The sequence below is a fragment of the Betaproteobacteria bacterium genome (genome assembly GCA_009377585.1).
Classification (GTDB): Bacteria; Pseudomonadota; Gammaproteobacteria; order Burkholderiales; family WYBJ01; genus WYBJ01.
This window is the reverse complement of sequence record WHTS01000154.1, coordinates 1-12,318: the sequence shown is the minus strand read 5'-3', so window position 1 is coordinate 12,318 and position 12,318 is coordinate 1. Positions and strand designations below refer to the sequence as shown.

Annotated in this window: 10 protein-coding genes; 5 read left to right on the top strand and 5 right to left on the bottom strand. The window is 61.5% G+C overall.

Translation table 11 applies throughout. From position 1 onward, the window contains the following. Positions 1-442: 442 nt before the first annotated feature. Positions 443-790: a hypothetical protein gene (locus GEV05_28015; protein MPZ47140.1), complete on the bottom strand. Its 348-nt coding sequence runs from the start codon at positions 788-790 to the stop codon at positions 443-445. Positions 791-978: 188 nt separating this feature from the next. Here GEV05_28015 and GEV05_28010 point away from each other — a divergent pair, with 188 nt between their 5' ends. Then, entirely contained in the window at positions 979-1,686 is a 708-nt protein-coding gene (locus tag GEV05_28010; GenBank protein ID MPZ47139.1) for a spermidine synthase, read from the top strand. Between the two features lie 283 nt (positions 1,687-1,969). After that, a complete protein-coding gene (locus GEV05_28005) occupies positions 1,970-2,647 on the top strand; it encodes an NAD-dependent epimerase/dehydratase family protein (protein MPZ47138.1) in 678 nt (225 codons plus the stop codon). On the opposite strand, the gene GEV05_28000 is transcribed toward GEV05_28005, so the two are convergent. Continuing rightward, positions 2,553-3,602, bottom strand: a complete 1,050-nt coding sequence (locus GEV05_28000; GenBank protein ID MPZ47137.1) for an LLM class flavin-dependent oxidoreductase — start codon at positions 3,600-3,602, stop codon at positions 2,553-2,555. The genes GEV05_28005 and GEV05_28000 overlap by 95 nt on opposite strands. A 561-nt stretch (positions 3,603-4,163) precedes the next feature. Here GEV05_28000 and GEV05_27995 point away from each other — a divergent pair. Beyond that, positions 4,164-5,192 (top strand): hypothetical protein, encoded by a 1,029-nt coding sequence (locus GEV05_27995; protein ID MPZ47136.1) that lies wholly within the window; start codon positions 4,164-4,166, stop codon positions 5,190-5,192. A 403-nt stretch (positions 5,193-5,595) separates the two neighbouring features. On the opposite strand, the gene GEV05_27990 is transcribed toward GEV05_27995, so the two are convergent. Beyond that, entirely contained in the window at positions 5,596-5,748 is a 153-nt protein-coding gene (locus GEV05_27990; protein MPZ47135.1) for a hypothetical protein, read from the bottom strand. A gap of 225 nt (positions 5,749-5,973) precedes the next feature. On the opposite strand from GEV05_27990, the gene GEV05_27985 reads away from it, so the two are divergent. Beyond that, positions 5,974-7,071, top strand: coding sequence for a tricarboxylate transporter (locus GEV05_27985; protein MPZ47134.1), 1,098 nt, complete (start codon positions 5,974-5,976; stop codon positions 7,069-7,071). Positions 7,072-7,237: 166 nt separating this feature from the next. Further along, complete coding sequence (locus tag GEV05_27980; protein MPZ47133.1) at positions 7,238-8,209, top strand: tripartite tricarboxylate transporter substrate binding protein BugD; 972 nt, start codon at positions 7,238-7,240, stop codon at positions 8,207-8,209. A gap of 157 nt (positions 8,210-8,366) precedes the next feature. Here the strand turns inward: GEV05_27980 and GEV05_27975 are convergent, their stop codons facing one another. Both GEV05_27975 and GEV05_27970 read right to left on the bottom strand, forming a co-directional pair. Next, positions 8,367-9,950 carry an amidohydrolase family protein gene (locus tag GEV05_27975; protein ID MPZ47132.1) on the bottom strand — a complete coding sequence of 528 codons (1,584 nt, stop codon included), beginning with the start codon at positions 9,948-9,950 and terminating at the stop codon, positions 8,367-8,369. Positions 9,951-10,906: 956 nt separating this feature from the next. Further along, positions 10,907-11,452, bottom strand: a complete 546-nt coding sequence (locus tag GEV05_27970; protein MPZ47131.1) for an alpha/beta fold hydrolase — start codon at positions 11,450-11,452, stop codon at positions 10,907-10,909. Positions 11,453-12,318 lie beyond the last annotated feature (866 nt).

Here is a 12,318-nt window from a genome sequence, read left to right as displayed (position 1 = left end):
TTTCAGCATATTCCCGTAGAGATCGCCGCGCATTCCGGCCATCCCCGCCTCGATGTCGGCGCGGCTGCCGACCGAGGGCAGATAGAACAACGAGGTTTTCATTCGCACCTCCCTCTGATCGCACCGAGCCTCATACGTGCGTGGCGCAAGCAGCGAGTCTAAAGCATGGCGAGTGCCGCGGCGATTGCTGCCCTGCGATATGGCGCATCGACGATTGCTGCCGTCGGGCGGATCGCAGGATGAAGCGGGCCATCGACTCGGCTTTTGATATCCTGGCGTAGTCGAAGGGGAGGAGGCGCCATGGATCGATCGCCACGCTTCACGATCGCAGCGCGTAGTAATGGAATGGACGCCCCCTTTCTCAAACGCCATCGAGGTGCCAAAGTGGAGGTGCGTGCGGATCGGGATGAGGCAGCCGTCGTCTGCTTGAGCCGAGACGACTCTACTCGATGGGAATAAAAAGACTCAACCGCAGCCCGTCCAGACCCTCAGAAAGATGCCCTTTTCCGGTCGTGTCCTCGGCGAGCAGCACCTCCCCGGGTCCGATGATTCGGCTTTCGCCATCGCTCGCCGTGATCTTGACGCTCGACTGCAGATTCACGATGTACTGACGGCGCGGCGCGGTGTGCCAATCGACCGTATTCTCGGGTTTGGTTTCACGAAAGATAATGCCATTGGCAGGAAGCCGCGCCGAGAGCCTGCTTCCTCGCCGTTCCTCCGCCCAATCCACCTCGATGTCCCTGAAATGCGTTTCGCCGTTCTCGTCGGTGTAGATATTGTGTATGCGCATATTGCCTCCTTTGTGGTCGGTGATATGGAGCGGATCGTGGTTGCTCGCACCGGATTTAGCGCCCCAAGGTGGCGCTCGGGATATACGCCCTATACGGTGCTCGCAAGCACCTCGTGAATAGCGAAATTGGGCGGGTTCCGTTCGGGCCAAATCCTAGCGCCAATAAGACCTAAAATAAGAAGGACAATGTGAGCGTCGACTTCGAAGAGCTTGACTACCGACGTACGCCCCTCGGGGATCTGATCCTGCGACGCCGCGCACAGTTATCCCTCGGGGTAGAGGTATACGAAGTGAAGCTTGGCGATGAATTCTTGATGTCGAGCCTTTTTACTGCTGGTGAAGTGGCTCTGGCAGATCTTGCACTTTCGAAGCGAAACGCTCCGCTCGATGTGGTGGTCGGTGGTCTAGGACTCGGGTACACAGCTCACGCTGTACTGCGTTACCCGGAGGTCCGGTCCTTGCTCGTGGTGGAGGCACTCGAGGTTGTAATCGATTGGCATCGTCGCGGCTTGGTTCCCTTGGGAAACGAGCTCGTGGCCGATCCGCGCTGCGAATTCATCAACAGGGACTTCTTCGAAGCATTCAAGTCGCACGGCATTGATCCGAATTCTCCCTCGAGGCGGTTCCACGCAATCTTGGTAGATATCGATCATTCTCCTCGGCACGTGCTGCATCCGAGTCACAGCGCACTTTATCAGCCCGCAGGACTCAAGCATCTTGCTGCACAGCTACACGGCGGCGGGGTATTCGCGCTGTGGTCGAACGATCCGCCCGACGAAGAGTTTTGCAACGCGCTCGCGTCGGTCTTTCCGCAGTACGAAGCGCATGTCGTCAGGTTTCCCAATCCGCTTCAGAATCGAGAAGCTGCAAATACCGTCTACGTAGCCTATATTTAGACCACTGCACAGGCCTCCGGCCGGATCCTTGCCATTCCAGACGTGCTCGACCCAGAGGAAGCGATATCAGGGGTAAGCGAGCCATGGTCACCCGGACATTCGAAGGAGCGTAGTACGTATCGGGACGAACTAGCTTGGCACCCCGGGGTCATGAGTCCCCCGCAAACGCTTTTGCAACGGTTCGGTAATGCCTTGTCCAGCGTTGTATAGCAAAGTGGCAACAGCTACTCAACTATTCTATCGCGCCGCCGCTTGAGGCTCTCAATTGGGAAAGTGGACTACGATGTTCGATCGATTTCGCGTTGAACCAGGTCGATTCCCCGGCACCGTGCTCGTCACCGGCGCGGGCGGCTGCATCGGAAGCTGGGTCGTCGCGACTCTGGTGCGATCCGGGGTCGCGGTCGCGGCGTTCGATCTCACCGAGGACAAGCGTCGCCCCCGGCTGCTCCTGCACGACGACGACCTCGCTCAGGTTCGCTGGATGACCGGCGACATCGCGGACACGGCCGCGGTCCGCGAGGCTGCCGAGACCTCGGATGCGTGCGCGATCATTCACCTTGCCGCATTACAGGTTCCGTCTGCAAGGCCGACCCCGCGGCTGGCGCGCGTGCAAACGTGGTTGGGACGGTCAATGTCTTCGAGGCAGCGCGTGCCCTGGGGATCACCCGCATCGCCTATGCGAGCTCCGTTGCGGCTTACGGTGCACTCGAAGACGGCGGCGCTATGCCGACGCTCTATGGCGCCTACAAGTATTGCGACGAGCAGATCGAGAAGGTATACGCGGCGGACTGGGGTATTCACAGTCTCGGCATCCGCCCCGGCGTGGTCTATGGCGTCGGACGCGGCGTTCTCCGCACGAGCCCTGATCACCGCAAACCGGCGGACTTCAGCCGCGGAAAGATCACGTCGCGGAAGGAAGCGACCTCGTCTTCAGGCGCAGCGAAAGTCTGGAACGGCATGAGGTAGATGTTGCGCACGCCGAGCTTCGTCATCTCGATGATGCGCTCCGCGCAGTACTCGGGCGTGCCGGCAAGTCCCAGCGCGTCGCAGATCTGCGCGACGGTTTCGTCCGGCACGAAGGACGTCACCTCGATCGCCTCTTCCCAGTTTTCCGCATGCGAGAGATCGGGATAGACCTTGTCCACCGCCTCCGGCGTCTTCACCTTCGGCCAGCGGATGCCGATTTTTTCCAGCCAGTCGCCTTTGCCGTAACGCAGCGCCCAGTGCACGGCAACCGGACGCGCGACTCGGCGCGCAGCGGCCATCGTCGAGGCCGTGCCGACGCGCACCGCCCACTTGATCTCGAGGTCTTCCAGGCGGCGGCCGGACTTCTTCGCGCCGCGCTCGACGAGATCGAGCGCCCGCTCGACGATCGGCTTGTTGAACCCGACGAGGAGCAGCACGCCGTCGCCGATCTCGCCTGCGAGCTCCATCGCTTTCGGCCCCGACGCGGCCATCAGCACCGGAATGCGCCGGCCGGACGCATAGCTCAAGCCCGCAGGGGTCCCATTCCAGTTGACCTTGCCACCAGCGAGCAACGTCTTCACGGTGCCGATGCACTCGCGCATCTCGGCGAGCGTCGCGGGTTTGCGCCCGATCGTCGCTGCCGAGCTGTAGCCGGTGCCGATCACGCACTTGATGCGGTTGGGCGCGATCTCCTCGACGGTCTGGATGCCACTTGCGAGCACCGCAGCGTGGCGCGTGAGCGGATTGGTGACGGCCGGAAAGAGCTGCATGCGCTTCGTATGCGCGGCGGCGTGGCCGAGGATGACGAACGTATCGCGGCCGATCATCTGGCTGTCGAGGATGCCGGCGCCGTCGAAGCCGGCGGCCTCGATACGCTGGAAGAGTGCCATCAGTTCGGGCAGCGGCGCCGTTCCGGGCACGCGCATGTGGACACGGACCGGTTCGGTCATGGCCTTGCTCCTGGTGTAAGGGTGTCGAATCGTCGGAAACTATAGCGGCAAACGAGCACCGGCGCATGACTTCTGATGCAGCGCGCACGTTGTGATTGACCGCTCGCAGGGCCGGGGGATACAGTGGCGGTTAGTGAAAAAGGTAGTTTGAATATCCTATCCGCAAGGATCACTTCGCTTCCTGTCATCCTGACTACTATCGGGCTTTTCCCTAAGTGCCCGACGCGTGATTCCTCACACCCAATCCCTCTCCCGGTAGGGGGGAGGGAAGCGTCCAGCCTGAATGGGCTGTCACCCATTCAGGTATTCAATGGCGAGGAGGTGCGCACTGTCCTGAAACGAAACGCGTGGTTCTCTAGATAGTAGAAACCGGGCGCGTTGCGCTGGATCGTCCAGGTCGAGCGAACGTTGTTCGCGCCGTGGTGCGTGGCGGGGCCTCGATGTTCCCGGGGCTCGCCATGATGCCGGCGGTGCTTCGTCCAACCTGTTGGGCGATTGGCTGCGGGACCATTTCGATCCCCAGCCGAGGATGTAACGCAACGACCGATAGGAGGACGGACCATGAAGGCTAGATCGTTTTCGCTATTCGCACATGTGCTTACGGCGATCGTCGTCGTCCTTGGCAGTGCGCTCACCCCAGGGTGGGCCGAGGCGGCGGTCAAGAAGCTCATCTTCGCATCTGCCGGCTTCCACGAGAGCAACCGCTTTTGGACCATTTCGCGTCCGGACCACCTGCAGTTCGAGCCGTTCTGGGAGACGCTGGTCGGCATCGATCCGAAGACGGCGCAATACATCCCGATGCTGGCGACGAAGTGGGAGCATAGCCCCGACTTCAAGGAGTGGACCTTCCAGCTGCGCAAGGGGGGGCAGTTCCACAACGGCTACGGGGAGTTCACGTCGGCGGATATCAAGCATTCCCACTCGCTGCTGATCCGCCCGGATTCGACCGCGACGCTGCGCGCGTTCTGGGCTACGGTCGATGAAGTAGTTCCTGTCGACAGTCACACCGTCAAGTTCCGATTCAAGCATCCGGCGATGCCCCCGTCGATGATGTTCGGCGTTTCGCGCTCCGGCGACCTGCGCATGACGAGCAAGGCGCAGTGGGACAAGGAGGGGATCGACGGCATCGACAAGAACCCGGCCGGCACCGGTCCCTTCATCTACAACGGGCGCAAGACCGGTCTGAACGTCACCTACAAGCGCAACGACAAGCACTGGTCCGGTAACAAGGTGGAATTCGAGGAGCTCGAGTTCCGCATCGCCCGCGAGGAAGCCACGCGACTTGCCCCGGAAAGCCGCTCAAGTTCCAGATCTGGACCTTCACCGAGCCGGGTGAGTCGGAAGGGCCCGCCGTCGCCGACGCGCTTGCCATCTATTTCAGGAACGTCGGCGTCGACGCCGAGGTCCAGATGCACGACTGGGCGAAGATCCGCTCGACGTATCGCAACAAGCAGAGCAAGAACTTCATGTGGACGAACATCATCGGCTGGCGTCCTTCGGACCAGGGCGTGCGCAACTTCTTCCACAGCAAGGGCAGCAGCCACCACTACGAGGACGACTTCATCGAGAAGACGTACGGCGAAGTGCTGAGCTCTACGGACGCCAAGAAGCGCCACGCGCTGATGCAGAAGATCGGCGACCACATCCAGAACGAGTTCGTGGACATCCCGCTCTTTTGGTTCAGGAACGAAGTGTTCGCCAACCCGAAGGTCGTGGCGAGTTGGACGTATCCGGGCCCGGCCGCCGGCCGCTCCTCGCACTTCGAGCTCATCAAGCTCGTCAAGTAGTCGACGTCTGACCTACCGAGGGAAGCCATGCTTGCCCTCGGTCGGCCTCGAAAGCCTAGGGAAGCAGACTTTGAACCGCTAGGCTGGGTGCCCGTCGCTCAAGAGCGCGATGCGCTGTGGGTCGCGGCGCATGGTGGAGACGGCCGCCCACCTGGTCGATCGCGTCATCCCGCGGGTGCCGGTCAGGCAATGGGTGCCGTCGTTTCCTATCCGCCGCGTATTCTGTTCGCCGCAGCGCTATTGCGCTTGAGCCGTTCGTTGGCGATCGCAGGGCGGACGATGTACCGGCACAATCGTTCGAGTTTCTTGCGCTGATGCGCCCCAACACACTGCGGCATGCAGGCTGAATCCGTACGCATCGGCGCACACGGTCGCTATAGTTTTCTCGTCCCGGCTGGCCACAGTGCGCACTCAGCACCTTCTGTCCGGCGCGCGGGCCAAAGGCGATGTGATACGCGCACGCGGCATTGCGTTCGAGAAGGCGCAGGCGCAATATCTTTCAAGAAAGCAGCCGATATTCACAGTTCGCGCAGCCGCGGCAACAACAGCGGCGGGGACTAAAAAAGACCAAACGAGGAGGAACCATGAAATATCTGCGTACTCTGAAGAGCGCTGCCCGCGCCGCGCTCGCCGTCGCCTTTGCCGGCACCGCCCTGTCCGTCGCGGCGGCAGCGCCAATCAATTACGAGGGCGGCCGGGTTGAGCTCATCGTGCCTTTTTCGCCTGGCGGCGGTGCCGATACCTATGCGCGGGTGGTGGCGCCGTATCTCCAAAAGCATTTGCCCGGCCAGCCGACAATTCTCGTGCGCAATATTCCGGGCGGCGGCTCGGTTCCCGGCGCGAACCAGTTCGAGGCGAAGGCGAAACCCGACGGATACACTGCGATGGCGATCTCGTCGTCCACGTTGTTCAATTCAGTACTGGCGAAGGAGAAAGTCCATTACAAGGTGGGCGGCTGGGAGCCCATCCTGCTCTCGCCGCAGGGCACGGTCGTGTACGTCTCCGCCAAGCTGGGCGACGTGAAGAGCGTCAAGGACATTGCAAATCTCAAGAAGCACAAACTGCTCTTCGGCGGCAAGACGCCGACCAGCTCCGAGATGCGGATGGTCCTCGCCATGGAATTGCTGGGCGTCGACGTAAATTACGTCTGGGGGGTCGAACGGGGTCCGGCGCGTCTCGCGATGGAGCGGGGCGAGCTCACCATCGGCTACGATACGACCTCCGCCTACATGAAGAACGTAGCGCCCCTCGTCAAGAAGGGCAAGTTCTATCCGCTCTTCACCTTCGGCCTGCGGGACAGCAAGGGCAAATTCGTGCGCGATCCGAATTTTCCGGATCTGCCGAGCTTCGTGGAAGTGTACGAGAAGGTACACGGCAAGAAGCCCTCGGGCCCGGCGTTTTCCGCTTACACGACCGTTTTCCAAATGGCGATCATGTGCAGCAAGGGCATCGTGCTGCCGCATGGCACGCCGCAGCCTATCGTCGATGTATGGAGCAAAGCGGTGCAAGCAATGCTGAACGATCCCCAATTCCAAAAGACAGCGTCCGACATCGTGGGAGAGTACCCCCAGTTCCTGGGCGAAGATGTCCGGCCAGTCCTGAAGGAAGCCAGCGACTTCACGCCGGAAGGCTGGGCCTGGATCAAGAAGTTCATGAAGGCCCACCTGAACGTGAACCTTTAGGCGGCGCGGCCTTTCAAGAACTTTGCCACAGAGCACGCAGAGGAGGATCTCCCAAGCTCGCTCGCTTCACGTACGCCGGCAGTCGTTGCGAAATTCTCCGCATCGCTCCTATGCTAGCGGGCTGGTTCCTCATGACGAATCGCGCGCACGGACCGAGGAGGTGCAGATGAAGAGGCTGAGGGCTATTGCTGTCCTGGCGTTCGTCGCGGCGACGAGCGCATGGGCGCAGAACTATCCTGCGCGACCGGTTAACCTCGTCGTGCCTTTTCCTCCCGGCGGTATGACCGACGCCGTGGGCAGACCCTTGGCAGACGGGATGCGCGCCTCCCTGGGCCAGACGGTCGTGGTCGAGAACCTGGGCGGCGCAAGTGGTTCCATCGGCTCGGGGCGCGTGGCGCACGCAGCCTCGGACGGGTACACGATTCTTCTCGGCATCTGGAACACCCACGTCTCGGTCCCGAAGCTCGTGAAGCTCGACTACGACGTGGTGAAGGACTTCGCGCCGATCATCTACATGACGGATGCGCCGCTGCTCTTGACGGCGCACCGGTCAGTGCCGGTATCGAGCTTCAAGGAGCTGGTCGAGTGGCTCCGCGCCAACCCCGACAAGGCCTCGTCGGGCAGCGCCGGCATCGGCAGTCCGCCGCACCTGCTCGACGAATTGGTACGCAAGCATACGAAGACGCGCTTCCAGACGGTCCACTACCGGGGCGCGGGACCGATCATGAAGGACCTCATGGGTGCACAGATCCAGATGGCGTTCCTCAATCCCGCTACAGCCTCGCCGCACGTCCGCTCGGGCGTGATCAAGGCGCTGGGCGTGACGAGCGCCCAGCGCCTGAAGATCCTGCCCGAGGTGCCGACCATGGCCGAGGCGGGATTCCCGGGCGGCATGGAGTTCTCGCTCTGGTCGGGACTGTACGCTCCGAAGGGCACCCCGCCCGAGATCATCGACAAGCTGAACCGGGCGGCGATGGACGCGCTCGCCAGTCAAAAAGTGCGGGACCTGTACGCCAAGCTGGGGCTGGAAATCGCTCCCCGGGAGAAACAGACGCCGCAAGCTCTCGCCGAGTTGCAGCGCACCGAAATCGCGAAATGGTGGCCGATCATCGACGCTGCGGGAATCAAGCCGCAATAGCACCTCCAGCCTGGCCCTGATCCGTGCCTTGTCCCTTCAGCTACCGACGGCCTCAGTACCGCGGGTTGGTGCTGCCTCGGCCGAAAATTGGATAGAAAGGGGGCGACTTCATCGCGGTTCCAATAGGTCACCGCGATGAAGTGAACGCGACGCCGAATCAGGCAACCTTCGCCAGTTCCTGTGTGGCTAATTGCGCCGCCAGCACCGCGGCGGCTTCCTTCTCCACTACCGTTCCCTTGAAGAAATCGGGATTTTGCTTGCCCCACAGCCGCACGGCATTGGCGAACACGAAGTCGCGGAAGTTGTCGGCAGTAATGTACCCCTCTTCCACCAGTTCGTACGCTTCGGGCAGCGGATCGCGATAATCGATCACGTCGAAGTGACCGATATCGGAACTGTAGATTGCATTGAGCTGCGCGCCAAACGGATTACCGCGACCAAACGCAGTGGCATTCACGCGGTCGTCGGCTTCACAGCCGAAATAGTACGGCTTGACATACAAGTCGACCCAGTCCTCCTTGCGCGTGATCTTGCATGCCGCATAATCGTCGAGCTCCGTGCGATTACCGGTAAGCCGCATGCCTTCGGGATCGGGCCAGCCGTCGCGCGCCTTGAGCGCCTCAGCGATGTCCGTGTAGCCATGGTCCTCGACCAGCCTCAGCAGCAGCTTGCGATCCAGCTTGTCCGGGTCCATGCGCTTCAATGCCGGCGCGCCCTTGCGCTCCCAATGCTCGATCAGGTCGCAGAACAGCTGGACACCCCAGCCCACCCCGCCCTCGAGGAACGCGAAATTGAGCTCGGGGAAACGCCGCGTCACGCCGCCGAGGAAAATGCCCTTGGCTGCCGCATGCCCCGCCGCCGCGAAATGGCCGATGTGGTTGTAGACAAAGTTGCTTGGTGAATTGCGCAAGCCGAAGCTGTTGCCCGCGCTATGGAAGGTCGGCGGCATTCTGACTTCGACGCACTTTTTCCATACCGCATCGTAATCGTACGGGCTGTCGATGCCGAACACGTCGTAGCATACGGATTCCACACCCGGCCCGGACTTAGGTTGCGCCACCGGCCGCGCTATGTTGCTGCCGAACATGCCTGCCTTCAGGCCGAGTTGCCGAGTCACGAACTCAAGTTCGTCTATGGCTTCCTCCGGCGTATGCATCGGAATGATCGCCGCCGGCGTCAGGCGGTCTTCGAGACCGCGGAAGTACTCCGCCGTCACGATGTTGTAGGCGCGGATCACCGCACGACGCGTCTCGTCGTCCTTGATGCGCGGCAGGCGCAGGCCCGCAGTGGGATAGACAATCGCAAAATCGCTCCCGATTTCATCCAGCCGCTCATAGAGCATTTTCGGCATCATCGCGGTCGCACGATCGAGCGTGTTCTCCGCCTGGCGGTTCCAGAAACCCGGCATGGCCACGCGCTTGAGATCGCGCTCGCGCGGCGTCATTTTGAGAGTCTCGTTGGTGCTCTCCATTGCCGCGATAAAGCCGTCAGCGGCCTTGTTACCATGCGCTTTGCGCATTTTCTCGGCGAACACTGGCGTGTACTCCAGCCAGTGGCCGTCGGCATCGATTACTGAATGCTTCAGCCCCGAATGGATGGTCGCGGGACTCAGATGCTGGCTCATGCTGATCTCCCATTGAAAGGTGAAACACGTACTGCGCCGACAAGCCTGAGCCGCGCACCGGAGGTTGTCAATCGTTGGAACAGTGCGATGGAGACAATAGATTTTGTGCAGGTGCAAAACAAATTCAAACGGCGAGCTCGACGGACAATGGCAGCTGCGCGAGATTTGCGTAACTTTGTTAGGACGAGTCGGACAAGTCCGGCGAGATTGGCGACGTGCTGTCGGATTTAACGATATAGCGATCAACTACTTACGCGTACGGCGAGCCCTAGGAACCAGGGGTCGCGGGTTCGAATCCTCCCGGGCGCGCCAACTTCCGCCGAATCGACTATTTTCTGCGATCCGCTGCGGCGGGTCACGCCAGCAGACATTCGGTGTCGTAGGACAGGCGGTGTTTGGGTGGCATTCGGCGTTCGCATCAGTGCGTTGCTCATGATGGGCCAATGACTGGGGTTACTGCCAGCCGGCTATCTGTCGCTTACGTTCCATGAATAGTACTCTTCGAAAATATGCCGTGCGATGTCGGCGCGAGACATGCACTTGCGAGCAAGCTTTCCATCGTGTCTCAATTCTTCGTAGCGGCGCTCGGCAGCAACGGCTCGCCCGAACTCATTCCATAGGATGTGTGCAAATCCGGGGTTCCGCCGACGCACGGCGCGGGGAGTGGGAGTGCTCGACGCACAAATAATCCACGAGGAAGTCATGCGCACCGCAACCTCTGTGTGGCGAATGGCACTACGCCTGCGGGTCGTCGCTGAAGATCAGCGAGCTTGGTGCAGGAGTAGCGAGCGATGGACTGGTGACGTCCATACAGCGACGGATGGCATCAACTGCCAAGGCGCTCCTTTGTCCCTGCGACCCCAAACGGCCTCATTCGTGGTTCGTACTCGGCCGGTCGCGTCCGCGAGCCGCCCGTAAGCCTCGGTCACTTTTCCCCAGATGCGCTCTCGCGCGTCCGGTGTTTGACCCTTCAAGAGGACACTGAAAGGCGGCGCCACATCACGAATGAATTCCGTGAATTTCGCAGGTGTCTCTGTTTGCCGAGCCACATCTGCGTCGGAGTGTTGGTCCTGTCATAGCCCGCAGCGATGCGGTCCCAAGCGGTCCGCGTTTCTACTTGTTCGTTGAGGGTCATAGCCTGCCTCCATGCTTTTCGCTTCACGAGCGCCGGCGGGACCGGAATGGAAATCGGTCAGAGCCTGCCCGAACTCCGGCGCCGGCCGGAAGGGCGCCAAGCCCAATGCGTCGACAAGCACCAGCCGGCTCAACCGATCAACGTCGCGGCCGGCGAAACGGGCGGCTATGGCGCCACCGAGAATCTGCCCGACGAGGGTCGGAGGCGTGGCGCACGTATGCTTGATCAGCGCACCCAGCCAATCCAGTACGCGATCGGCCTCAATCGGGCCACCGGACACCACCGAGTTCCCGTGTCCCGGCATGTCCGGGGCGATGACCCGGTGGGACTTGGCCAATTCCGGAAGTACACGGACCCACTTGGCCGCGTACTCGCCCGGCCCGTGCAGGAGCACGACGGGCGGGCCGTCCCCACCCTCAAGGACAGCGGTCTGCACACCAGCCACATCGAGCGTCCGCTCGGCGAGCGGTATCGTGGCAGCAATCTTGCGCGAGCATTCTCGATCGGGCGCGCGCCACTCGCTTCTTCCACGGCTTTCTGCTTCGGCGCCGGGGTCATCGTTCCCTCCTCGCACACGTTTCACGATTGATCAGGGAACAAGCTACGATGGGGAAACGGTCAGCGCTTCGGCGAAAGCACCCAAATTGCGCCGGCGACGGAATGGATACTTTTGCGGATACGTGGATCTAGACGAGCTTGTGCCGGTGAGCGTAGCTCGTCGCCGCTGTGCGAGACGAAACGTCCAGCTTGCCGAAAAGATTGCTGCGCTTCCTCGATCGCATCGGGCCAGGCACCATGCAGCTCCATGATCTCCGCGCGATGCACGAGACAGGCGCCGGTGAACGCGACGAGCTGCGATTGCCCGCGCACCACCTGGACAAGGCAAACGTCCATTCACGGATCGAGCAAAAGCTTTCCGTATCCGCAAGCGGCAGAATGATGGATGGAGGAGTGATGGGTGACGGGCGGCGGAATGATGGGCCGTGGGGAACGCAGGTCCCCGAATCAGCAATGGCGCGACAGGAAGTGATGTGCGAATAGCGTTGACGTTGACGCATACGAGCGCGGCAGGAGGCCGCCTCGATTATTGATCGTTCCGTATTGGACGACAGTCCAATACGGACGCGACGCTCCCCTCTCCCCCCGGGAGAGGGGTTGGGGGGTGAGGCCGGGAATTCGCGGACCATGGTCCGCGCCGGCCGAACGGCATCGGCCTGCATGCCGATGCGCGCACTGCAAGTGAGGGACGAGCGTGACATGAAATAGGGAACGCTCGATAAGCGGCGCCGAGGCCGCTTGCGACTTTCGGGCGCCGCTTCTGTCCGCAAGGACGGCCACGCAACTGAACAC